20 protein-coding genes and 1 tRNA gene are annotated in these 23,799 nt (G+C 61.8%); 15 read left to right on the forward strand and 6 right to left on the reverse strand.

Translation table 11 applies throughout. The annotated features are described in order from the left end of the window. Positions 1–28 precede the first annotated feature (28 nt). Both LNV06_RS05085 and LNV06_RS05090 read left to right on the forward strand, forming a co-directional pair. A complete protein-coding gene (locus LNV06_RS05085) occupies positions 29–727 on the forward strand; it encodes a hypothetical protein (protein WP_263537128.1) in 699 nt (232 codons plus the stop codon). 65 nt (positions 728–792) lie between these two features. After that, positions 793–1,611, forward strand: a complete 819-nt coding sequence (locus tag LNV06_RS05090) for a DUF2987 domain-containing protein (protein WP_263537129.1) — start codon at positions 793–795, stop codon at positions 1,609–1,611. A 24-nt stretch (positions 1,612–1,635) separates the two neighbouring features. Here the strand turns inward: LNV06_RS05090 and LNV06_RS05095 are convergent, their stop codons facing one another. Beyond that, positions 1,636–3,420 (reverse strand): acetate--CoA ligase, encoded by a 1,785-nt coding sequence (locus LNV06_RS05095; RefSeq protein WP_263537520.1) that lies wholly within the window; start codon positions 3,418–3,420, stop codon positions 1,636–1,638. 159 nt (positions 3,421–3,579) lie between these two features. On the opposite strand from LNV06_RS05095, the gene arsC reads away from it, so the two are divergent. After that, positions 3,580–3,927 carry an arsenate reductase (glutaredoxin) gene (gene arsC / locus LNV06_RS05100; protein ID WP_263537130.1) on the forward strand — a complete coding sequence of 116 codons (348 nt, stop codon included), beginning with the start codon at positions 3,580–3,582 and terminating at the stop codon, positions 3,925–3,927. Positions 3,928–3,939: 12 nt separating this feature from the next. Here the strand turns inward: arsC and LNV06_RS05105 are convergent, their stop codons facing one another. Beyond that, positions 3,940–4,428 carry a GNAT family N-acetyltransferase gene (locus LNV06_RS05105; RefSeq protein ID WP_263537131.1) on the reverse strand — a complete coding sequence of 163 codons (489 nt, stop codon included), beginning with the start codon at positions 4,426–4,428 and terminating at the stop codon, positions 3,940–3,942. A 116-nt stretch (positions 4,429–4,544) separates the two neighbouring features. Between LNV06_RS05105 and LNV06_RS05110 the strand changes: the two genes are divergently transcribed. After that, positions 4,545–5,483 carry an alpha/beta fold hydrolase gene (locus LNV06_RS05110; RefSeq protein WP_263537132.1) on the forward strand — a complete coding sequence of 313 codons (939 nt, stop codon included), beginning with the start codon at positions 4,545–4,547 and terminating at the stop codon, positions 5,481–5,483. Positions 5,484–5,513: 30 nt separating this feature from the next. Here LNV06_RS05110 and LNV06_RS05115 read toward each other — a convergent pair whose 3' ends face one another. Together LNV06_RS05115 and LNV06_RS05120 are read right to left on the reverse strand one after the other, a co-directional pair. After that, positions 5,514–5,816 (reverse strand): DUF4212 domain-containing protein, encoded by a 303-nt coding sequence (locus tag LNV06_RS05115; protein WP_263537133.1) that lies wholly within the window; start codon positions 5,814–5,816, stop codon positions 5,514–5,516. Between the two features lie 48 nt (positions 5,817–5,864). Beyond that, a complete protein-coding gene (locus LNV06_RS05120; RefSeq protein WP_263537134.1) occupies positions 5,865–6,164 on the reverse strand; it encodes a hypothetical protein in 300 nt (99 codons plus the stop codon). A 180-nt stretch (positions 6,165–6,344) separates the two neighbouring features. Between LNV06_RS05120 and prfB the strand changes: the two genes are divergently transcribed. The 11 genes from prfB (at position 6,345) to LNV06_RS05175 (ending at position 19,455) form a co-directional block, all read left to right on the forward strand. After that, positions 6,345–7,449 (forward strand): peptide chain release factor 2 gene (gene prfB / locus LNV06_RS05125; protein ID WP_263537135.1). Its coding sequence is split into 2 segments (ribosomal slippage): positions 6,345–6,425 and positions 6,427–7,449, totalling 1,104 coding nucleotides; the frame shifts between segments, so codons are not numbered across the junction. 75 nt (positions 7,450–7,524) lie between these two features. Beyond that, positions 7,525–10,206, forward strand: a complete 2,682-nt coding sequence (gene pepN / locus LNV06_RS05130; RefSeq protein WP_263537136.1) for an aminopeptidase N — start codon at positions 7,525–7,527, stop codon at positions 10,204–10,206. Between the two features lie 51 nt (positions 10,207–10,257). Then, a complete protein-coding gene (locus LNV06_RS05135) occupies positions 10,258–11,271 on the forward strand; it encodes a class 1 fructose-bisphosphatase (protein WP_263537137.1) in 1,014 nt (337 codons plus the stop codon). A gap of 25 nt (positions 11,272–11,296) precedes the next feature. Next, positions 11,297–11,372: transfer RNA gene (locus LNV06_RS05140), tRNA-Thr, on the forward strand. A gap of 270 nt (positions 11,373–11,642) precedes the next feature. Further along, entirely contained in the window at positions 11,643–12,368 is a 726-nt protein-coding gene (locus LNV06_RS05145) for a carbonic anhydrase family protein (RefSeq protein WP_263537138.1), read from the forward strand. A 325-nt stretch (positions 12,369–12,693) separates the two neighbouring features. After that, positions 12,694–13,047 carry a VanZ family protein gene (locus tag LNV06_RS05150; protein ID WP_263537139.1) on the forward strand — a complete coding sequence of 118 codons (354 nt, stop codon included), beginning with the start codon at positions 12,694–12,696 and terminating at the stop codon, positions 13,045–13,047. A gap of 141 nt (positions 13,048–13,188) precedes the next feature. Next, positions 13,189–13,476, forward strand: a complete 288-nt coding sequence (locus LNV06_RS05155; RefSeq protein ID WP_263537140.1) for a hypothetical protein — start codon at positions 13,189–13,191, stop codon at positions 13,474–13,476. A gap of 819 nt (positions 13,477–14,295) precedes the next feature. Then, the gene (locus LNV06_RS05160) at positions 14,296–15,609 is read left to right on the forward strand and encodes an ABC transporter substrate-binding protein (protein WP_263537141.1); all 1,314 of its coding nucleotides are present in this window, start codon (positions 14,296–14,298) and stop codon (positions 15,607–15,609) included. A 10-nt stretch (positions 15,610–15,619) separates the two neighbouring features. Then, complete coding sequence (locus LNV06_RS05165) at positions 15,620–16,336, forward strand: response regulator (RefSeq protein ID WP_263537142.1); 717 nt, start codon at positions 15,620–15,622, stop codon at positions 16,334–16,336. Between the two features lie 38 nt (positions 16,337–16,374). Further along, entirely contained in the window at positions 16,375–17,895 is a 1,521-nt protein-coding gene (locus LNV06_RS05170) for an ATP-binding protein (RefSeq protein ID WP_263537143.1), read from the forward strand. 33 nt (positions 17,896–17,928) lie between these two features. Next, complete coding sequence (locus tag LNV06_RS05175; RefSeq protein WP_263537144.1) at positions 17,929–19,455, forward strand: tryptophan halogenase family protein; 1,527 nt, start codon at positions 17,929–17,931, stop codon at positions 19,453–19,455. Between the two features lie 54 nt (positions 19,456–19,509). Here LNV06_RS05175 and LNV06_RS05180 read toward each other — a convergent pair whose 3' ends face one another. Both LNV06_RS05180 and LNV06_RS05185 read right to left on the reverse strand, forming a co-directional pair. Beyond that, positions 19,510–20,856: a sugar MFS transporter gene (locus tag LNV06_RS05180; protein WP_263537145.1), complete on the reverse strand. Its 1,347-nt coding sequence runs from the start codon at positions 20,854–20,856 to the stop codon at positions 19,510–19,512. Positions 20,857–21,008: 152 nt separating this feature from the next. Beyond that, positions 21,009–23,612, reverse strand: coding sequence for a TonB-dependent receptor (locus LNV06_RS05185; protein WP_263537146.1), 2,604 nt, complete (start codon positions 23,610–23,612; stop codon positions 21,009–21,011). Positions 23,613–23,799: the final 187 nt, after the last annotated feature.

A 23,799-nucleotide genomic window follows, 5' to 3' on the forward strand; every position in this document is an offset into this window, starting at 1 on the left:
GCCACTCGCTGAACAAGCACCGAAACCCATGCAGACCCTGAGTTCGAAAAGCCCATACGCGCTCAGTGCCCGGCGTAGCAAGCCCTGGGGTGCGTTGCTGGTGCTGCTCTTGCACCTGCTGGTCTTGGGTCTATTGATGTCAGCCCGGTTGAAGAGCCCCAAACCTCTAGCCGCTCAAGGCCTGGTGCAGCTGCGCTTGATTCCCTGGTTGGCCGAGTCGGCGAGCAAACAAGAGCGCACTGTTGCAAGCAAGAAAGCCGAACCGACCGCGATGCCCCGCTCTTTGCCTATGCCTTTGCCTTCGCGCTCAAGTTTGAGCCCAGCCCTCTCGCCAAGTCGGCAGGCCGAGGGCGAACAGAGCACCGCAGCAAGCAAGCCCACTGCAAACACCAACATCAGCGCCCCGAAGTCGCTTGCCGAGGCGCCAGCGCCAGCCGCCAGCAGCCCGCTCAATTTGGCCCTGCCTTCGGCCAGCTTGGACCGCGCGCCGGCCCTCGCTGCCTTGCGCGACCCGCGCAGCAATACACATCGCCCCGACTTTGGTGAACGCATGGCGATCGCACTGGGCAGCGACCCCAGCCTGCGCGAAGAAATCATCGCCCCCGGCCATCGCCGCTTTCGCAAGGGCAGCAGCTGCTTTGATGTGCAGGACAGTCGAGACTCGCAAATCAACCCTTTTGACGAGCGCACACGCGGCAACAAGCTGATCTCGCCTTGCAAGAAGTAGCACGGCCCTTCCCCTATCACCTCGAATCGCCTTCCCATCCAATCACCGGAATCTGACCCGAAGCCATGAAGTTCAAGTACCTTTCAATTCGCCTGATCGGCCTGCTTTGCCTCAGCACGAGCGCGGCCATGGCCCAGGATGCACCCGCGGCTACACCCACCGAGGTCTTGGAGCCGGTGGCTGTCAACGGTCTCAAGCGCGACAGCTCCATGCTGCCTTACCGACAAATGAACACCGTGCTGAGCGGCCTGCAACGCTACGGCCAAGGTCTCTTTCGTATGGACTTTTTCATCGAGCCCAAGGAGGACAAGCCGCTGGCCGAGCCGCCCAAGATCGCGATTCAAACGGCCGACCGATACCTGCCCATCGCCTTCAAGGCGGACGGCAGCTTTGAGTTGCCCGTGCTGCCTGAGAAGGAAGCCGCAGACGCCGACCTGGCCAGCAATATCCCCAAAGGTTCAGCAGGGCTGCGGGGCGTGCTCAACCTGACGACAACGCCCGAGCAACTGGACATGGCCACCGTGCGCAAATTGATGAGCACCGCACACAAACTGCGCAATGAGTTGCTGCCCTGGTATGCGCGCTGGCTGTTCCCGCAAATTGAAGGCGTGAGGGTCTGCAGCTCGCAAGCCGCCTGGTCCTTGGACTGGCCCAATCCTGCGCAAGCGGGTCAGCTGCTGAGCGTGCCCCTGGTCGCCGACCCCAAGGACCGCGACCCCAATGAGTTCGCCGGCAAAAATAAAGCGCCTGCCGGCCAAAAGCCACCGAGCAAACTCTGCACTGTCTTGAGCGGGCAAGAAGCCTGGCCCGACAACGCCCGCTTGCAAGCGCCTGCCGATACGCGTCTCAGCATCAAGCTGAGCAGCGCAAGACAGGCCTCTTGATCGAACCGGGTTGACTCCGGGGTCTCAGGCCGAAGCAGCGGCTTGGTACTCAGCTTCGGGCGGCCGATAAGCAGGAGGCGAGTTTGCAAAGCGCGGCAGCGTCGCTCGCGCATGGGCTCGTTCTTCCTCGGCCAAGCGCAGCACGCGGCGTTGCAGCTTGCCGGTGCTGGTCATCGGCAAGGCATCGATGAACTCGATCTCCTTGGGGTATTCATAGGGCGCCAAGCGGCCGCTGACAAAGGCCTGCAACTCGGCCACCAAGGACTCGGACTCCCAATGCCCCGGCGCCAGCACCACATAGGCCTTCACCAAGGCACCCCGCTCGGCATGAGGCTTAGGCACCACTGCCGCCATGGCCACGGCCGGATGCTTGATCAAACAGTTTTCGATCTCGCCCGGGCCGATGCGGTAGCCCGCCGCCTTGAACATATCGTCGCTGCGGCCCTGGTACCAAAAGTAGCCCTCGGCATCCATGCTGGCCAGGTCCCCGGTGCGGCACCAGCTGTCGGCCGGGTCACCACTGAACTTGGCCTGAGTCGCGGCCGCCTGACCCCAGTAGCCGAGAAAGAACACCGGGTCGGGGTCGCCATGCCCATCCAGGCGGTGCACCGCCACCTCGCCCAGCACGCCGGGGGGACAGGTCTTGCCTTGCTCATCAATCACTGCAACTCGGTGCCCCGGATAGGCCCGGCCCATGCTGCCGGGCCGCGCCGGCCACAAGCGCTCGCAATTGCCGACCACATAGTTGATTTCGGTCTGGCCAAACATCTCGTTCACCGTGATGCCCAGCTCACGCCGGCAATAGGCAAACACCGCATCGCCCAAGGCCTCGCCGGCGCTCATGATGGCCTCCAGCTTGAGCCGCTTGAATTGCGAGCGCGGCTGCGGCACTGCCTTCATCATGGCCTTGAGCGCCGTTGGCGGCAAAAAGCAATGGGTGACGCCATGCCTTTGCATCAGCGCAAAAGCGCGGTCCGGCACAAAGCGCCCCTGGTAGGCCAGGATGGGGCGGCCAAAGTAAAGCGTGGGCAACAAGGCGTCCATCAAGCCGCCGGTCCAGGCCCAATCGGCCGGGGTCCAGAAAACGGCGTTGGACTGCTGCTGCGGCTTCTCCGGGTCAAAGCCGAACCAGTTCTGGCTGGCCACAAATCCGCTCAGATTGCCAATCAAGGCGCGTTGCGGGATCAAGGCACCCTTGGGCGCTCCGGTGGTGCCGCTGGTATAGATCAGCAGCGCCGGGTCTTCGGCAGAAAGCGGCTCCGGCTTGAAGCGTGCCGCTTGCGCCTGCAGCGCCGCCATCCAGCAGAGCTCTTGCTCGCCCTGCGGCGAACCGCCGATGGTGATGAGCTGCCGCAAGGCCGGGCAGCTGGCGCGCAAGCCACGCAAAACCGGCATGGAGCTTTCATCGACGATGGCCAGCACCGCTGCGCTGTCTTGCAAACGGTATTCCAAAGCCTCGGGCCCGAACAAGAGGGACAAAGGCATGGCCACTGCGCCGACTTGGTTGATGGCGATATGGGCCACCACGGTCTCAAAACGCTGGGGCAAGACCAAGGCGACCCGGTCACCGCGCTGCACGCCCAGGCTGCGCAAGGCATTCGAGAGCCGATGCGCCGCGCGCTGCAGCTGACCATAGCTGTACTGGGCGCGACATCCCGCCTCGGATTCAAAAATCAACGCCAGCGCATCCGGTGTGTCGCGAGCCCAGCGCGCGCAACAGACTTCAGCCCAGGAAAAGTCTGCAGGGACCTGCCAACGAAAGTCGGCGTACACCGCCGCATAGGCATCTTGAACCGGAGCTGTTGCCATCATGACCTTTGCTTACCTGGACTAAGCTGCCAGCGACTCGCCAGCAAGGCGCCGATGGTAGTCAACTGCCCCTCATTCGCACCTATGGATTCCCCTCGGCCTCGAGGAGCAGCAGGCACTCAGTCAGAGGTTCGCGTTTGCCCCCACTAAACTGAAAGCATGACGATTCAAATCTTTCACAACCCCCGTTGCTCCAAATCGCGCGAGGCCTTGGCACTGCTGCAGGGGCAAACGCTAGCCGTCGAAGTGATCGACTACCTGAAGACAGCGCCCAGCCTCGCGCAACTGCAAGCCTTGCATCAGACACTGGCGGTGCCGGTGCGCGAGATGCTGCGCAGCAATGAGGATGAGTTCAAGGCCTTGAACCTGGGCGCACCAGAGTTGAGCGACGCCGAACTGCTGGCCGCGCTGGCCGCACACCCGCGGCTGCTGCAACGCCCCATCGTCGTCAACGGGGATCGCGCCGTGATAGCGCGGCCGCCGGAGTTGGCACTCAGCGTTCTTTGAGCTGAGCCAAGCTCAGGGCCGGAAGCGCTCCAGCGCCTCGCCGCTGATGCGGCAGATGCGCCATTCGGGCAAAACGCTGGCGCCGAGTTTTTCGTAGAAACGGATCGCGTCTTCGTTCCAGTCCAGCACGGTCCACTCAAAGCGGCCGTAGTCGCGCTCCACCGCGATCTCGGCCAAGCGCGTCAACAAGCCCTTGCCCAGGCCGCTACGACGGTGCGCATGGCGCACAAACAGATCTTCCAGATACAGGCCCGGCTTGGCCAGGAAGCTGCTGAAGTTGGTAAAGAACAGCGCATAGCCGACCACCTCACCGTCAATCTCACCCACCAAGGCCTCGATCACCGGCTTGGGGCCGAAGAGAAAAGGGCCAAGCTTCTCGGCCGTCAGCGCCAGCGTGTGGCTGAGGTTCTCAAAAGCGGCCAACTCCTCAATCAGCTTGACGATGGCGGGGATGTCTCGCGGCTCTGCGGCTCGGGTGGTGTAGGCAATCATGGCGGGCATTCTGCACGGGTTTAGACGTCCGCCAGATGTCAGTCGATCTTGCACCTTACTCAGGGCTTCAGCGCTGTCGCCCAGCCGACAGCGCTGAACCGGGCCGCGCGGCTACAGTGCGGCGCATGAACGCCCCTGCCGACCACCCCACCGCTTCATATCAAGTCCTGCGCCCTCATCGCAGCGAGTTCATTCAATTGCGCGGCCTGCGCCACCACTTGCTGCGCTGGGATGCGCATGATGCTGCAGCAGCCGCGAGCAATCCGCCGCTGGTGCTGCTGCACGGCTGGATGGACGTGGGCGCCTCCTTCCAGTTCATGGTGGATGCCTTGCAGGTCAGTGCGCAAAGGCAGATTTTTGCCATCGATTGGCGCGGCTTTGGTCTGAGCGACAGCAGCGGCGCCGATGCCTACTGGTTCCCCGATTACCTCGGTGATCTGGATGCCTTGCTGAACCTCATCAGCCCCTCGGTGCCCGTGGACCTCTTGGGGCACAGCATGGGCGGCAATGTGGTGATGACTTATGCCGCGCTACGCCCGCAGCGGATTCGCCGCCTGATCAATTTAGAAGGCTTTGGCCTGCCCGAAACCCGAGCGGAGCAAGCGCCCGAGCGCCTGCTCGAATGGCTGGATCAGCTGAAAGCCCCGCAAAGCTTGAAAAGCTACCCCAGCCAAGCAGCGGTTGCGGCGCGCCTGATGAAGACCAACCCGCGCTTGCCCGCAGACAAGGCCGCATGGCTGGCCGCCCATTGGGCACGCCCCGCTGAGGACGGCAGCTGGCACATCTTGGGCGACCCGGTGCACAAGCGCAGCAATCCCATCCTTTACCGCAAAGACGAGATCGTGGCGGGCTGGGCACGGATTCAAGCGCCGCTCTTGTGGGTGGAAGGCGCTTGCACCGACTTGAGCGCTTGGTGGGGCGACCGTTACCCCAGAGCCGACTTTGAAGCGCGCCTGAGCGTGGTGAAGCAGATTGAACGCCAGGTGCTGGCCGACGCCGGCCATATGCTGCACCACGACCAGCCGCAGGCGCTGGCCGAGGTGCTGGAAACCTTTTTGAGCTGAATCGTGAGCTGAAACCGGCCTCCCGGCGGATCAGCTTTCTTCAGGCTGCGACACCTCATCCAAGCGCCGCATCGCATAGGCGTGGTAGGCCACGATGAGGCAATACACCAGCAAAGCGCCTTGGCCAGCCAGCCAAAAGCTGAAAGGCCAGCCAAAGAAGTTGAAGCTCAGGTCGCGGGCGAAGTAAGTGCCGCCAAAGGTCACCACGGCCCACACCAGCAGCAAAACCAAGCTCAAACGCCGGCTGCGCTGCCAATACAGGGCCAGCCTGCGGGCCTCACGGTTCTCTCGGGCCTCGGCCTGGCTCGGTATGGACTCGAACTCTTGGGGCATCAGTGACAGGCTTCCAGCTTCATTCGATGCGCCCAGCCACTCTGCCGATCAGCCGCACAGGCCCTGGCGCACGCAATCGCGATAAAAACTCACCTTGGCGGCGGCAGCCAAGATCCAGAGCAGGGCCAAGCTCAGCAAGAGCCGGCGTTGCACCTGGCGCTCATCAGCAGCTGGCTGCAGGCGCCGCACCGCCTGGTGCAAGGGCAAAGTCAGCCGCTGCAAAAGCTGAAACACCGGGTTGTTTGAGCGCGCCGGCCCAAGCACCAACGCCAGCAAAGCCTGGGCCACGCCCAGCATCAGCGCAATCTCGACCAGCATCTTCAAAGAGGAAGCGATAAGCAGCCACATGGCCGCCAGTGTGCCGCAAAAGCGGCTCCGCTCAGCCCCTCCTCTTCCCCTAGGCGCGGCGCTCAAAATGTCCCCGCCTTGCCGAGGGCGCCGCGCATGTGAAAATAGCGGGCTCTGAGCGACCGAAGCCCGCATTACGACTCTGCGCCGCCCGACCGGTCTGCCCGCCAAGGACAAATCATGGACATCGAACACATCAACGCCATCGGCGCCACCCTGGCCGATCTGACAGCGCGGACTGCCGCGCTAAGGGGGTATCTTTGACTACGACCGCAAAGCACTGCGACTGAACGAAGTCAACGCCGCGCTCGAGAACCCCAACGTTTGGAACGAGCCCAAGCGGGCTCAGGAACTGGGCAAAGAAAAGCGCACCCTGGAAAACGTGGTTGAGACCATCAACCATCTCGAAAGCAATCTGGCTGACAACAGCGAGTTGTACGAGATGTCCAAGGCCGAAGAAGACTTCGACGGCCTGGTCGCCATCGAGGGCGACGCCGCCAAGCTGCAGGAAACCGTCGAGCAGATGGAGTTCCGCCGCATGTTCAACAACCCGGCCGATCCGCTGAACTGCTTTGTGGACATCCAGGCCGGCGCCGGCGGCACCGAAGCCTGCGACTGGGCCAGCATGCTGCTGCGCCAGTACCTGAAGTACGCCGAGCGCAAGGGCTTCAAGGCCACGCTGGAAGACGAAACCCCGGGCGATGTGGCCGGCATCAAGAGCGCCACCATCAAGGTCGAGGGCGAGTACGCCTTTGGCTTGCTGCGCACCGAAACCGGCGTGCACCGCCTGGTGCGCAAGAGCCCCTTTGACAGCTCGGGCGGCCGCCACACCAGCTTTGCCTCGCTGTTCGTCTACCCGGAAGTGGATGATTCGATCGAGATCGACATCAACCCGGCTGATGTGCGCACCGACACCTTCCGCGCCTCTGGCGCCGGCGGTCAGCACATCAACAAGACCGACTCGGCGGTGCGACTGACCCACATCCCGACCGGCATCGTCGTGCAGTGCCAAGACGGCCGCAGCCAACACAGCAACCGCGACGTGGCCTGGAAGCGTCTGCGCTCGCGCCTGTACGACCATGAAATGCGCAAGCGCATGGAAGAACAGCAAAAGCTGGAAGACACCAAGACCGATGTGGGCTGGGGCCACCAGATTCGCAGTTATGTGCTGGACCAGAGCCGCATCAAGGACTTGCGCACCAATTACGAAACCTCGGCCACACAGAAAGTCTTGGACGGCGATCTCGACCCGTTCATCACCGAAAGCCTGAAACAAGGCGTCTAAGACGCCCTCATGACCCCGTGCCTCGGCATGGGGTTTCTTTCATTCCCCATTGATTGACACCCAAGGATGCCCGCCATGCGTGAAGGCTCTGCCACCCTGATTCGCCGCGAAGACTATGTCGCGCCCGCTTTTTGGATCCGCACCGTTGATCTGACGTTTGATCTGGACCCGGCCAAGACCCTGGTCACCGCCAAGATGCAGCTCGAGCGCAATAGCGCCGTGGCGCACGGCCCGCTGCGCTTGCACGGCGAAGAGCTGAACATCTTGCGCGTCTTGATCAATGGCGAGAGCGTGTCTTTCCGCCAAGACGGCAATGAGCTGGTGATCGACAACGCGCCCGACGCCGACTTTGCGCTGGAGCTGCGCAACACCTGCGCACCGGAGAAGAACACCACGCTGTCTGGCCTCTACACCTCGGGCGGCAGCTTCTTCACCCAGTGCGAGGCCGAAGGCTTCCGCCGCATCACCTATTTCTTGGACCGCCCCGATGTGATGGCCGTCTACACCGTGCTGCTGCGCGCCGACAAGGCCAAGTATCCGGTGCTGCTGAGCAATGGCAATTTGCTGGAGTCGGGCGATCTCGAGAACGGCAAGCACTTCGCCAAATGGCATGACCCCTTCCCCAAGCCGAGCTATTTGTTCGCCTTGGTGGCGGGCGACCTGGTGGCGCGCGAGCAGCGCGTGCGCACCCGCGCCGGCAAAGACCATTTGTTGCAGGTCTATGTGCGCCGTGGTGACCTGGAAAAGACCGAGCACGCGATGAACTCGCTGATCGCCTCCATGGTCTGGGATGAAGCGCGCTTCAACCTGCCGCTGGATCTGGAACGCTTCATGGTGGTCGGCGTGTCCGACTTCAATATGGGCGCGATGGAAAACAAGGGCCTGAATATCTTCAACACCAGCGCCCTGCTGGCCTCCGCCGCCACCGCCACCGATGCCGACTTTGGCCGCATCGAATCGATCGTGGCGCATGAGTACTTCCACAACTGGACCGGCAACCGCGTCACCTGCCGCGACTGGTTCCAGCTCTCGCTGAAAGAAGGCCTGACCGTCTTCCGCGACCAAGAGTTCAGCATGGATATGGCCGCCACGCCGAGCGCGCGCGCCGTCTGCCGCATCCAAGACGTGCGCGGCCTGCGCGCCATGCAGTTCCCCGAGGACTCCGGCGCCATGGCCCACCCAGTGCGCCCGGACAGCTACGTCGAGATCAACAACTTCTACACCTCGACCATTTACGACAAGGGCTCGGAAGTGGTGCGCATGTACCAAACCCTGGTCGGCCGCGCCGGCTTTGAGGCGGGCATGAAGCTCTACTTCGAGCGCCATGACGGCCAGGCCGTGACCTGCGACGACTTCGCCGCCGCCATCGCCGATGCCAACCCCGGCTCGCAGCTGACGGTGCGCCTGGACGCCTTCAAGCGCTGGTACTCGCAAGCCGGCACGCCCCGCGTCCAGGCACGCGGCAGCTATGACGCCGCCGCTCAAACCTACACCTTGACGCTGAGCCAGCACACCCCCGCCACGCCGGGCCAAGACCACAAGCTGCCGCAAGTGATCCCGGTGGCCATGGGTCTCTTGAGTGCCGAGGGTCAGGCCTTGCCTTTGCAGTTGCAAGGCGAAGCGGAAGCCGCCAGTGCTGATCGCGTGTTGGTCTTGGACCAGGCCGAACAGAGCTTTGTCTTCATCAACGTGGCGAGCATCCCGGTGCCCTCTTTGCTGCGCGGCTTCTCGGCCCCGGTGGTGCTGGACGATGGTCTGAGCGACGCCGATCTGCTGGTGCTGCTCAAGTACGACAGCGACGCCTTCAACCGCTGGGAAGCCGGCCAACGCCTGGCGCTGAACCGCATTCTGGCGGCGCTGCGCAGCGGCACCGCCCTGCAATTGGACGAAGCCTATCTGGACGCAATGCGCGCCGTGCTGCGCCATCCGCAGCTGGATTCCGCCTTCAAGGAGTTGGCCCTGACCTTGCCGGCTGAAAGCTATATCGCCGAACAGCTGGATCTGGTCGACCCACAAGCCATCCACGCGGTGGTGGACGCAGCCCAGAAACAACTGGCGCAAGCGCTGCGCGAAGACTGGATCGCCGCCTTTGAAGCCAATCAGGTCAAGGGTGGCTACACGCCCGACCCGGTTTCTTCGGGCAAGCGCTCGCTGGCCAATCTGGCCCTGAGCATGCTGGTGATGGACGCCCCGCGCGCAGGCGACACCGTCTGGCCGGGCCGCGCCTACCAGCGCTTCAAGGACGCCGGCAATATGACCGATCGCCTGGGCGCCTTGAGTGCCTTGGTCAACAATCACGCCGAGCTGGCCGAGGCCGCGCTGGAACGCTTCTACGAGCTATTCAAGCAGGACGCGCTGGTGGTGGACAAGTGGTTTGCCCTGCAGGGCCGCACGCCCGAGCAAGACGGCAAGTCCTTTGCCCGCGTCAAGGCGCTGACCCAGCACGCCGACTTCACGCTGAAGAACCCCAACCGCGCGCGCAGCCTGATCTTCTCGCTGTGCATGTTCAACCCGGCCGCCTTCCACCGTGCTGATGCCGCAGGTTATGTGTTCTGGGCCGAGCAGGTGCTGGCGCTGGACGCGATCAACCCGCAAGTCGCCAGCCGCCTGGCTCGCGTGATGGACCGCTGGACCACCTTGGCCGAGCCTTATCGCAGCGCCGCGCTGGAAGCGATCCGCCGCGTGGCCGCCAAGTCGGACCTGTCCAATGACGTGCGTGAGGTCATCAGCCGCGCGCTGGCGTCCGTCACCGCTTAAGGCATTCAGGCGGACCGGCGCCCCAGTTTTCTAACTTCGAGCTTCACCACCATGACACGACGTATCAGCCTGACCCAGTATCTGATCGAACAGCAGCGCCAGCACGGCGCGATTCCGCAAGAGCTGCGCCTCTTGATTGAAGTGGTGGCGCGCGCCTGCAAGCGCATCGCCATCAGCGTCAACAAAGGCGCGCTCGGCGAAGTGCTGGGCTCGGCCGGCAGCGAGAACGTGCAAGGCGAGGTGCAGAAGAAGCTGGACATCATCGCCAACGAGGTCTTGATCGAGGCGAATGAATGGGGCGGCCATCTGGCGGCCATGGCGTCCGAAGAAATGGAAGGCATCTACTTGGTGCCGAACCGTTTCCCCCAGGGTGAGTACCTGCTGATGTTCGATCCGCTGGATGGCTCATCCAATATCGACGTCAACGTGTCGATTGGCACCATCTTCTCGGTGCTCAAGAAGGCCGAGGGCAGCAAGGGCGTGTCGGAAGAAGACTTCCTCCAACCGGGCTCGGCACAAGCCGCCGCCGGCTACTGCGTCTACGGCCCGCAGACCACGCTGGTGCTGACCTTCGGCCAGGGCGTGGCCATGTTCACACTGGACCGCGAACAAGGCTCCTTTGTGCTGACCTCGGACGAAGTCAAGATCCCCGAGGACACCAAAGAGTTCGCCATCAATATGTCCAATATGCGCCACTGGGACGCACCGATGCAGCGTTATGTCGAAGAGTGCCTGGCCGGCAGCACCGGCCCGCGCGGCAAAGACTTCAATATGCGCTGGATCGCCTCCATGGTGGCCGATGTGCACCGCATCCTGACCCGTGGCGGCGTCTTCATGTACCCCTGGGACAAACGCGAGCCCAACAAAGCCGGCAAGCTGCGCCTGATGTACGAAGCAAACCCCATGGCCTTCCTGGTTGAACAAGCCGGCGGCGCCGCCACCAATGCCAAGCAACGCATCATGGACTTGCAGCCCACACAGCTGCATGAGCGAGTCTCAGTGGTCTTGGGTTCCAAGAACGAAGTTGAGCGCGTGACCGCCTACCACCTCGAAGCGGCCCAGTAAGTTCCGCTATAATTTTGCGCTTGTCGCCGGTGTAGCTCAGTCGGTAGAGCAGCTCATTCGTAATGAGAAGGTCGGGTGTTCGATTCATCTCTCCGGCACCAAAAAATATCAAAGCCAACCCCTCAAGGGTTGGCTTTGTTGTTTCTGGGGATCATGTCGCAGTCCTGTGACCCAGCAGTCAGGCCTCGTCTCTGCGTGCTCCGTCTCAGCATGCAGCACTCGAACTGCCGATGACTCCGAAGTTCAGCACGGTCTGATTGACGCTTGCGTTAGCCCTTCTTTGAGGCCTTTTGGCTTGCCGGCCGAGCCTCACTATCAGACACTAGGCGCGGGCCGCCGCGCCCCTCGTGCACATCAACCAGGAGACCCCGATGACCGTAATTTCGAAGTCGTTTGCTCTGATCATTGCCCTCGGCCTCGGCTCCGCCCAAGCCTCCGACGATCACGGCGGTCCGGTGACGCCGAAGCCCTACACACCTGGGGTGACGCTGAGCAAGTCCGTGCAAGCTTCCATCACGCCGGAACAAGCGATCAAAATCCTGCAGGCTGGCAACCAGCGCTTCGCCACCGGCCGCTCACTGAAGTACGACCACAAGCGCCATGTGCGCCAGACCGCGCTGGGCCAGTTCCCCTTTGCCAGCGTGGTGGCCTGCATCGACTCACGCTCAGCGCCCGAGCAGGTTTTCGACACCGGCGTTGGCGACATCTTCACCACCCGCGTGGCGGGCGCCACCGTCAATGAAGACATGGTCGGCAGCCTGGAATACGCCGCCAAAGTCGCCGGCTCGCGCGCCATCATCGTACTGGGTCATACCAATTGCGGCGCCATCAAGGGGGCTTGCGACGATGTCCAGATGGGCAATCTGACCGGCCTGCTGGCTAAGCTGAAACCTGCCGTCGAAGCCAGTTCGACACCGGGCGAGCGCAATTCCAAGAACTACAGCTTTGTGAAAGACGTGACCGAAATGAACGTCAAACTCACCGTCGAGAAGATTCGCAACACCAGTCCTATCCTGAAGGAAATGGAAGCGGCCGGCCAAATCAAGATCGTCGGCGCGGTGTACGACACCGGCACTGGCCAGGTGCATTGGCAGTAATTTCTCGGCAACGCGGGCACTGCCACGCTTGGGCTTTTTGCCTGGCGGTGTCTTGCACTGTGATTCTCACAGTGTCTCGCACAGTGCTTCGCGCAATGGTTCGAAATTGGGGTGCGGCGTTCGCACCCTGCTCTTTTCGCGACACCCCACCCACAAGGCGGAAAGCCCCGCAGGCACAGCACCCCTAGTTCTTCTTTGAAGAGTCCGCACTCGTTGCGGGCCATTTTCAAACGCATTCAAGCTCTATCAAACTTCTTCCGCTCTCGTGATTCACAACAAGACATCAACACTCGCAGCACGACTCAACAGCAGCCAGGCACAAACCATGGGACGACTGCTCTTGCTGGCCCTGCTCTGTATCGTGAGCTATCTCGCACTGACTCCTCACCCGCCCAAGGGCATGGACACCGGCTGGGACAAGGCCAACCACCTGCTGGCCTTTGCGGCTTTGGCCTTCTGCGGCCACTGGGGCTGGGGTACGCACTTGCAACGATATGTGGGCGTGCCGGCTGCCTTGTTGGTCTTTGGGGGCGCAATCGAATTGCTGCAATTGCATGTACCCGGCCGCAGCGGCGAATGGGCCGATCTGTTTGCCGACAGTTGTGGCATCGTGGCCGGTCTGCTGCTGGCCATGCTGATCTTGCGCTTGCTTGCGGCATTGACTCCAGCCAAGCGCTAAACCAAGTGCGCTCAAGCGCAAGTGGCTCGGGAGTGCCACTTTCGTTGTTCTGACGATGTCACCAAGGCTTCACGCAAGTCGGCAATGCTGCGCTTGCGGCATATCGCCGTGCAGTCACCTCATCTTCAGGAAGCACAGGCCATGAGCAACGATCATCAGACGCTGGACACCCCCGCTGAAAACGAGATCGACAATGAGTTTTTGGACGAAGACAGCGAGTCCATTGGCGACCTACACCGCATCGCGGCGCAGCATTTCAGCGCTGCCGCCGAGCACCACCTCGCGGCGGCCGCTGCTGACGACGAAGGCGACATCGAGTCCCTGGCTCGCCACGCTTATCTGGCCTACCGCCACCAGCTGAATGCCGTGCAGTATGCGGAAATCGCGGCTCTCGACAACGACGCCCTGGACACTGAATTGGTCAGCTGAAGCTCAGCGACCCGCCACGCCCGCAAGTGAGTTCGTGCCCTCAGCGGCACGAACTCGGCATTCAAAGTATCAAGCCTTGCTTGGCGACGAGCATCGCCAGGGCCAATAACGGCGCAATTCATCGCATCGCAGATGAATTGCGCAGCCGTTTTCAGCCAGCACCGACTATGCAAGCACAGTCCCCGAAAAGAAAAGCCTGCAAGCCGACCCGCATTGGTGTTTGAGTCAACTTGCAGGGAACGAGGAATTTCAAAACAAGAGCGAGCCCAAGAGCCTTCAGGGTTCGCTTCGCATCGGCACTCAGAGCGCCTTTTAGCTTTCATTGGTGCCCAAACCCTTTGAAACCACCGCCTTGATGCCCAAACGAGCGGCCAAAGCTTGTCCCACATGGGGTTTGCAGCAGTCGAACCATAGATGTACCCGCCGTGTAACACAAGCCAAGGCCAGCCCTGCATGTCCAGCTGGACTGCGCGGCCGCAAAAAACTAACGCGCAAAGCCCGCTGATTGGACGGAGCCAAGTCTTCTTCGGCCTTTGCGCGGAATGACTGAGAAATGCCACTAGGCATCGCGATTCTGTGGCGCAAAGGCCTCGTGTTACCTTTTCTTACATGGCTTGCCGAGCTCCCGCCCCAGGGAGAACAGGCGCCAGGGCGCTTTCAAGCCCGCTTGCCCAGCGAAACCCCCAATCGCCAAGCGGAGTTTGGCCTCCCAGAATTGTCACAACAGCGCTAGCGCCTCCATCCGTGACTTACACAACATCACCGAAGTCCAACAGTTCATTGATTTGCAGAGCTCAATCGCAAGGCAAGATTCAGCGCATGTGTGCGCTCGCCCTGCTTCCGCTTGCTGCGGCCTTGACCACGCCCGGACGTGCGGCGCCGCCTGTGGTGAGCGCCGACGGCAGCAATGAGCTCAATGTGCTGCATTGGTGGACCTCCAGCAGCGAGCGCGCCGCGGCCGACCATGTGGCGGCGCGCATGGCGGAGATTGGTCTACGCTGGGTGGACGGCGCGGTGGCTGGCGGCGGTGGTGGCGCGGCCATCAAGGTTTTGAACGAGCGTACTTTGCGCCGCATGGCACCCAAGGTGGCGCAGTTGAATGGCCAGTCCATGAGCGAATGGGCCGATATGGGTCTGCTGCTGGACTTGGACAATGTGGCGCAGCGCCGCAATTGGTCGCGCACCATGTTCCCTCAAGTGATGGCGCAGTTGACCGTCAGAGACCATGTGGTGGCCGCGCCGCTGGGCATCCACCGCATCAACAATCTCTACCTGAACAAAGCGGTTTTCAAGCAGCACAAGATCGAGTTGCCCAGCGACTGGGCCGGCTTGGAGCGCGCAGCCGTGGCCTTGCGGGCGGCCGGCGTCACGCCAGTGGCCTTCAGCGACGAGCCTTGGCAGGTCGCTACCGTGTTTGAAACCCTGCTGCTGGGCGAGGCCGGGCCTGCGCTGTATCGACGAATGATGGTGCAGCGCGAGTTGCAAGCCTTTGACGACCCGGCGCTGGAGCGCACCTTCAAACGCCTGCGCGACTGGCGCAATATGGCCACGGGGCCTGCCAGCGCCGCACAAAGCGGCACACCGCGAGAGCGCCCCTGGACCGAGTTGGTCGCCGACTTTGCCGCCGGCCGGGCAGCCATGTTGATCACTGGCGACTGGGCCCGCGGCGAGCTCGGCACCCTGGGCCTGGAAGGCGGGCGCGATTTCGAATGCAAGGCCGTGCCCGGCACCGCCCAAGCGCACCTGTACAGCATCGATACGCTGGCCATGCTGGCGGGCAATCTGAGCTCACAAGCTGAACAAGAAAAAATGGCCGAGCTGCTAGGCAGCGCCGCGCTGCAGCTGGGCTACAACCGCATCAAGGGTTCGGTGCCGGTGCGCCGCGATGTGCCGGTGGACGAATTGGACCCTTGCGCCCAGCAGTCCTTCAAATTGTTTGCCAACCCCAACACCCCGCGCGTGCCCAGCCTGGTGCACCGCATGGCCTTTGAAGAAGTCGGCAAGAACGCCGTCATCGAAACCGTCCATCGCTTCGCCTTGGACCCCAATCAAACACCGGCCGCCGCGCAGCGCAAACTGCAGGGCCTTTTGCGCGCCCTGGGTCCGAAGTCTGCTGTGAAAGCCGCCCCATGAAAGCCCTGGCATGACCCGCACCATCTTGCTTGTTGATGACGACCAGAAGATCCGCACGCTGCTGAAGACCTATCTGGAAAAGAATCAGTACGAAGTCCGCCTGGCCCACGACGGCGCCAGCTTTCTGGCGGAGTTTGAGCGCTTTCGGGATGAGATCAGTCTGTGTATTTTGGACGTCATGCTGCCGGACACCGAAGGCTTCGCCTTGTGCCAATCGGTGCGTCGGCGCTCCGATGTGCCCGTCATCATGCTGACCGCCAGCGCCGAAGAAACCGACCGCATCGTCGGTCTTGAATTGGGCGCTGATGACTACATCGGCAAGCCCTTCAATCCGCGCGAACTGCTGGCCCGCATCAAGGCCATCCACCGCCGGTCGGGCCAAGACCGCAGCCACACACCGCGCTACTTCCGCTTCAATGGCTTTTGCCTGGACGTGCTGGAACGCAGCCTGATCGACCCCGATGGCGCCGTGTCCGCGCTCTCGGGCATGGACTTCCAGCTGCTCAAACTCTTGGTCGAACACCCCGGCGAGGTCTTGGACCGCAGCCGCCTGGCCGAAGTCACCCGCGGACGCGACCTGGGCCCCCTTGACCGCTCCTTGGATGTGCAGGTCAGCCGCCTGCGCCAGCGCCTGCAAGATGACGGCAAGCAGCCGGCCTTGATCAAGACCGTGCGCGGTTCGGGTTATGTGTTTGCCACCACGGTCAGCGCCGGGCACACGCTCTGATGGCTGAGGAAGGTTTCGCGCCTGGCCGCTCCGGAGCCATGAGTGTCCAAGGTACCCGAGTGGGCCGCGGCTGGTCGCAGCGCTTTACCGCCTTTTTGTTTGACAGCCTGCAGGGCCGCTTTGTGCTGGCCATGTTGGGCGGCATGGTCTTGCTGCAGCTCTTGATCAATCTGCTTTGGTACAAGCAGATCGAGCAGCGCACCAGCCGTCAGACCGAAATGGCGGCCCACCATGTGGCTAGCAGCGCTTTGGGCGTCTTGCGCGCAGTGCGCGAGCTACCGCCGCCCGAGCGGCAGCTGGTGCTGCAGCAGCTGCGCACCATGGGCGGCACCCGCTTCCTGGTCTTTTTCAACAATGCTGAAGTGCCCACCCGCCCCTTGCCCAGCCAGGCGCTGGCCCGACAGCTGGAAACGCAGGTGCAAGACAAGCTGCGTCAGCAGCTGCCCGCTAACGCCAAACTCAGCGTGACTCTGGCCTCGCCGCTTGACTTGATGGTGTCCCCCAACGGCGCGCTACTGGCCGATCTGCCCGACAGCTGGGTCGACCCCTCGCTGCTGTCGCCCGACAGGCCCGCGCCCTTCCTGGTCATCCAGGCCGAGACCGAGCCGGGGCACTGGCTCTACCTCAGCAGCGCCATGCCCGACCCCTATTTTTTGGAACAACTGGAGTTCTTCACCTGGCAGCGCATGGCGCCGCAGCTGCTGACCCTGGGCCTGGCCTTGCTGATGACCCTGACCACGGCGCGCGCCTTGACGCGGCCCCTGCTGGGCCTGAGCCGCGCTGCGGCGCGCATGGGCCACAAGTCCACGCCCAAGCCGCTGCGCGTGACCGGCACGTCTGAGGTGCGCCGCGCCATCCAGGCTTTCAATGAAATGCAAGAGCGCATCCGGCGCTATTTGAGCGACCGGGAGCGCCTGTTTGCCTCCATCTCGCACGATCTGCGCACCCCCATCACCCGGCTGCGCCTGCGCAGCGAATTGCTTGACGACCTGGCCGTACAAGACGAGTTCCATGAGGATCTGGACGAGCTCGACATGATGGTCAAGACCGCTCTGCAAATCGTCAAAGACACCGACATCCACGAGAACCGCGTGCCGGTGCGCATCGACCTGGTGCTGCAAAAAATGGTGCGCGACGCCCGTATGGCCGGCCAGCACATCGAGCTGAGAGAGAAGCCGCTGACAGTGTTTGGCAAGCCACTGGCCCTGAAGCGCGCGCTGGGCAATCTGCTGGACAACGCCATGTTCTATGGCGCCGGCAATGATGTGCCCAAGGCCGAGCTGCTGATGGACGAGGGCGAGCCCGGCAGCCCGGAAGAGGGTCAGGTCTTGCTGACAGTGCGCGACCACGGCCCGGGCGTGCCAGAAAGCGCGCTGGCCAAGCTGGGCCAGCCCTACACCCGCTTGGCCCATGGCGCCAAGCTGCGCGCCGAAGGCTTGGGGCTAGGCCTGTCCATCGTGCGTGACATCGTGGCTGACCATGGCGGCAGCCTGCGCTTTCGCAACCATCCGCAAGGCGGCTTCGAGGTGCGCCTGGCTCTGCCCAGCCGTGCCAGCTAAGCCATTGAAGCAGCCCTCAATCAGCCCAGTCTCGTGAATCCCATTCCTCTGCAACACATCGTCATCGTAGGCGGCGGCAGCGCCGGCTGGATGGCCGCCAATATGCTGGCCCATCAATGGGGCCCGCGCGGTGCGCGCATCACCCTGCTGGAGTCCAGTGACATCGGCATCATCGGCGTCGGCGAGGGCTCCACCCCTTATCTGCGCCAGTTCTTCGCCCGGCTGAACATCAGCGAGGCCGAATGGATGCCGGCCTGCAATGCCAGCTACAAATGCGGGATTCGCTTCCCCAATTGGTCGGAGGTGCAGGGCTATGAGTCCTATGTTCACCCCTTTTTCAACCAGGCGGATCTGGCGATTGGCAGCGAGTTTTTCACCAATGCCTGCTTGCGTCGCCGCGGCAGCGAGGTCGATGCCAATCCGCAAGATTTCTTCATCGCCGCCGAGTTGGCTCGGCAGCGTCGTGCGCCGCATTACCTCCCGCGCAAGGACGGCAAACCCAGCCAGGCGACCGACTACGCCTACCATTTTGACGCCGGGCTGCTGGGCCAGTTCCTGCGCAAACATGCGCTCAAACTCGGCGTCAGTCATTTGATTGGCACCGTGAACCAGGTACGGCAGCTGGAGAACGGCGACATTCAATCCCTGCAGCTGGCCGATGGCACGGTGCTGGACGGCGACTTGTTCATTGACTGCAGTGGCTTTCGCGGCCTGCTGATCAATGAGACCTTGGGCGAGCCCTTTTTGTCTTTTGCCGACAACCTCTTCAACGACCGAGCCATCGCGATTCCCACAGCTTTGCCTGAGGACGAGGACATTCCCTCGGAAACCGTTTCCAGTGCACTCAAGCATGGCTGGGCCTGGCAGATTCCCTTGAGCCACCGCTTTGGCAATGGCTATGTCTATGCCTCCAGCTTTGTCAGCGATGAGGAGGCTGAACGGGAGCTGCGCGCATTCCTCGGGCCAGCAGCCGAAGGCCAGACGGCGCGCCGCCTGCAAATGCGTGTCGGCCGGGTGGCGCAACACTGGCGCAATAACTGCCTGGCCATCGGCCTATCGCAAGGTTTTATCGAGCCGCTCGAAGCCACCGCCCTGATGCTGATTCAGTTCTCTGTGGAGCTATTCATCGCCGAGATGGAGCAAGGGCAGTTCAGCCGCCAACGGCAAGCGCCCTTCAACCGGCGCATCAATCAGATGTTTGAGGGGGTTCGCGACTATGTCGTCACCCATTACCAACTTAATACCCGCGAAGACAGCGACTACTGGCGCGAGAACCGCGCCAATCGCAAGATCTCGGACCGATTGGCCAGCATTCTGGAGGTTTGGGACCGCGGCGGTGACTTCGAATCCGAGCTGACCCGGCATGGCGATGATTTGATGTACATCCGCCCCTCCTGGTACTGCCTCTTGGCCGGCATGGGACGCTTCCCGGCTCGGCTGCAAGCCAGCAAAGCAAGCCCAGCGCCCCTTGGCAAAGAGCCTGCTCGGCGCTCTCTAGAACAAATGGCTCAGCAGTTCTACGGGCACCGGCAGTATTTGCAGCTGCTGGCCCAGCACTAAGAAAGGGCGCCGCATGATGCGGCGCCCTGCTCATTCAAGAGTGACTTTGAAGACTCAGGCCTGCTTCAAGGTCTTGGCCGAACTGCCCCAGCTGCGCAGCTTGTGGCCATGCAAGGCGTAGTACAGGATCAAGGCATAGCAGGGCAGCATGATCCAGTAGGCATGCTGGGAGTTGCTGGCATCGGACAAGCTGCCGTAAACCATGGGCAGCAAGGCGCCACCAGCGATGGCCATGATCAGCAAAGCTGACCCGGCTGCGGTGAATTTACCCAGGCCCTCCAAAGCCAGCGGCCAAATGGCCGGCCAGACCAGCGCGTTGGCAAAGCCCAGCAAGGCCAGGAACATCACCGTATTCGGCACGGCGGGAACGCCCAGCCAGTCTAGCAAGGCCTGAGAGATTCCGCTATCGCCAGAGGAGCCGGTGATGACTCCCAGGGAGAACAGAATGCCACTGACAGCCGACAGGATCAGTGCGCCCTTTTGCGAGAGGAACTTCGGAATCGCCACCACACCCACCAGATAGCCCAGCACCATAAAGCCCATGGTGTAGGAGGTCAGCACCGCAAAGTTCTGGACTCCGAGATTGCGGCCGTACAGACCGATGGTGTCACCGGCGATCACCTCGACCCCCACATAGGCAAACAAAGCCAATGCGCCCAGGACCAGTTGCGGGAACTGCAAAACGCCACGACCGCCTGCCGCATCCGCCTTGGCTTCTTCCTCAAGTGCCAGCTCCGGCAGCGAGGAGAACAAGATGATGAGCATGAAGACCAGCAGCCCAGCGGCCATGGCCAGATAGGGGAAGATCAAACGGGAAGCCAGCTCCGAGCGCGCGGCAGCACGACCCACCTCGTCCATAGCGGCCAGCGCAGAGTCGGAGAACTGGTCGATGCCGGACAACATCAAGGCCGAAAACACCAAGGGCACCACAATGCCCGCGCCCTTGTTGAACAGGCCCATGATACTGATGCGCATGGCAGCGCTCTCGCGAGAGCCAATGCACACGATGTAGGGGTTGATGGCGGTTTGCATCAAGGTCATGCCGGTGGCCAGGGTGAACAAGGCCAGCAAGAACAAGCCGTACTGGCTGCTCTTGGCGGCGGGGATGAAAAGCAAAGCCCCCACAGCCATAACACCCAAGCCCAGCGCCATGCCCTTCTTGTAACCGGTGCGACTCAAGACCGCCGCCGAAGGCAGGGCCATGATGGTGTAGGCAATGTAGAAGGCGAAGGTCACCCACAGAGCCTGGAAGTTATTCAGGTCGCAGACGATCTTCAGAAAAGGAATCAAGGCTCCGTTGAGCCAGGTCACGAAACCGAGGATGAAGAACATCATCCCGATGAAAAACATGGCCAGGACCACACTGGGTGCCGATCCTGCCGATTGAACTTTATTGCCCATGACAGCTTCCATAGAGAGTGAGGTTGCGCTGGCTTGTTCTCACCTTGAAACTTGCGAAAAAGACAAGCCTCCCTCCCAGCACTGGGGGGAGGCTTGTGACACAAGGTGCTGACCCGGAGACTTCCGGGCCAAGGCAAGTCAGCGGCTAGGCCTTAGAACTTGGCGCGCACGCCGATGGTGTAGCGAGGCCCGTTCTCGTACACACCCACCGGGATGCCATCGGTGGTGTTCATGCGGTTGACCGAATTGGTCAGGTTCACGCCAGAGCCGTACACCGTGATCTTGTCGGTCAGGTCGTAGCCGAGGGTGGCGTCCAGTTGACCGTAAGCGCTGGTCTGGTCCTGACCGCCCATGTCCAAACCGCCGAAGTAAGCGGAGCGGTAGTTGTAGGACAAGCGGGCGTTCAGGCCGTGCTTTTCATAGAAAACGCTGGCATTGAACTGATGTTTGGAGTTGCCCACCACACCCAGGCGCGGCTGGCCGGCCACTGCACCGGCCTTGGCGTCGGAGTAGGTGTAGTTCACCACGGTACCGAAGCCCGTCTTGGCAAACGGCTGTTGCCATTGCACTTCCAGGCCATTGATGGTGGCGCCATTGTCAGCATTGTTCGGGCGGGTCACCGAGCGCACCACACCGCCGATGGTCTCAGGCAATGTGGTGTCGTAGATGAAGGTATCCAGGCGCTTGGTGAACAAGGTGGCCGACAACATTGAGGCTTCGGCGAAGTACCACTCCGCACCAATTTCAGCTTGGTTGGCGTGGTAAGGCTTCAGGTTTGGATTGCCAGCCGTAGCGGAACTGGTCGTGCCACTCAACTCGGTGCTGGCGCTCAAGTTGCTGAATGTGTTCCGGGCCATCACGCGGGACACGGCACCACGGATCAGCCACTCCTTGTTCAGCTCATACACCGCATTGAGGTTGGGCAACACGTCGTTGTAGGTGCGCGTGGTGCTGGCCAAGGTCCAACCTGCGGCGTCATTGCCCTGGTTGGCTTCCGAAGTCTGCTTGGTCTTGACCAGGCGTACACCGAAATCACCACGCCACTGGTTGGCGGCGAAATCGGCTTTCACATAGGCTGCAGTGATCTGTTCCTTGATCTTGTAGTACTCGGCCTTGGCCTCGCCGCCCTTCATGCCCTTGTCGAACATGGCGAAGCCCTTGCTGACGGCCAAGCCGTCATCCACCCAGGCGTACTGAGTCAAAGAGCCCGAGGTGGCCGCAGCCTGGCTAAGCAGGGGCGAGGCGCCGGTCGACAAATCGGCCAGGGTCAGGACTTCCCAGCCGGTGCCGCCAGGGCCATTGGTCAGGATGGTGCGATGGTTCTGCACCGTGTTGTCACGCAGCTTCAGGCCCACCTTGACGGCAGAGATGAACGAGCCATTGATGTCGATGGTCAGGTCACCTTGCGCATAGTTCTCGGTGCTCTCCATCTTGCGGATCCAGTCGCGCGTGCCCATCAGCGTCAAAGCCTTGGGGTCGAGCGGGTTCATGCCGATGTACTTGACGTTGTACTGATCCTTGGCCAAGTCGATTTGCGTCTGGCCCTTGCCCTCGAACCAGAAGTTGCGATCGTGCTTGCTGCCGCCAGAGCCGGAGGTGGTACCCACCTGGCCATGGAGGTGCCAGTTGTCAGCGTTGTAAGTGCCTTCAAGGTCCAGCACCTTGGACTTGATGTAGGCCTCACGATAAATCGGTTCGAAGGACACGCCGCCATCCAGGGTCCCGCCGACCAAAGCCTTGGTGCCATCGCTGGTGGTGATGAACTTCGGGTCGGTCACGGCGATCTTGCCGGCCTTGGCCACACCACCCGCTTGCCACAGGTAGTTCTGGTTGTTGTTGTTCATGCTCATGTCTGAATTCATGTAATTCAGAACAATGTCCGTGGCCTGATTGGGGCGGAACTGCAGAGCCAGATTGCCGGTAGTGCGCTCGCGGTCTTGGCGGAAGATGGCCGAGCCACCGCCCCAAGAAGCATAGGCCGGTGTCGACGCGCCCTTCTGATCGACGATATCGTACTTGGTCGCGTCGGTGAAGTTCTCCAGACCGTCACGGCGCATGGTGCGCTTTTGCTGGCTGACGGCGAGCAAAACACCAAAGGTCTTATCCTCGCTCTTCCAGTTCAACAGGCCTGCCAATTGCGGGTCAGTCTTGCCGGGCAATTTGCTGTAAGTCGCTTCGGCTGAACCTTGCACAGTCAGCCGATCCTTGAAGTCCAGCGGCTTGCGTGTCTTGACGTTTACCAGGCCGCCGATGCTGCCTTCATCCAGATCGGCCGAGGGGCTCTTGTACACGTCCAGACTGCCGACGATTTCCGAGGGCAGGATGTCGTAGTTGAAGCCGCGGCTTTGCGAGTCGTTCTTCCACCAGTACGCCGAAGCCACCGACTGCCCATTCAACTGGGTCATATTGAGGTTCTTGTCGGTGCCGCGCACGAAAATATCTCGGCCTTCGCCCCAGGTCCGATCCACCGAGATGCCTGGCACGCGCTGCAGCGAGTCAGCCACGTTTTTGTCGGGGAATTTGCCCACGTCTTCGGCCGAGATCGAATCGACGATGCTGGAGTTCTCACGCTTCTCAATGAGGTTCTTGTTCAACGTGGCCCGAATGCCGCGGATTTCCACCGTTTCGAGTTGCTCAGACTTCTTGCCGGCTTTGGCATCGGCTTCTTGTGCATGAGCGGCTTGCAAGGCAAGCGAACCCAGCGTCAGGGTGATCAGATGGGGCAAGACTTTCTTCTTGAAGCTCGGCTGAGTCATGGCATATCTCCGTAGGAATTATTGGGAAATCGGCGTTGGGAGGGATTGCTCAGCCACAAAGCCTAAGGTCAGTTGATGACCTCTGCGAGGCATGCATTCAAGATGCACCCGACTTTGCCGGACTGGAGCTCTTGCTAACGCTGCGCAATAGCAGCATCGCAAGCCTTCTCGACAGCGGCAATTTAAC

Source organism: Paucibacter sp. Y2R2-4, assembly GCF_025717535.1.
Classification (GTDB): Bacteria; Pseudomonadota; Gammaproteobacteria; order Burkholderiales; family Burkholderiaceae_C; genus Paucibacter_A.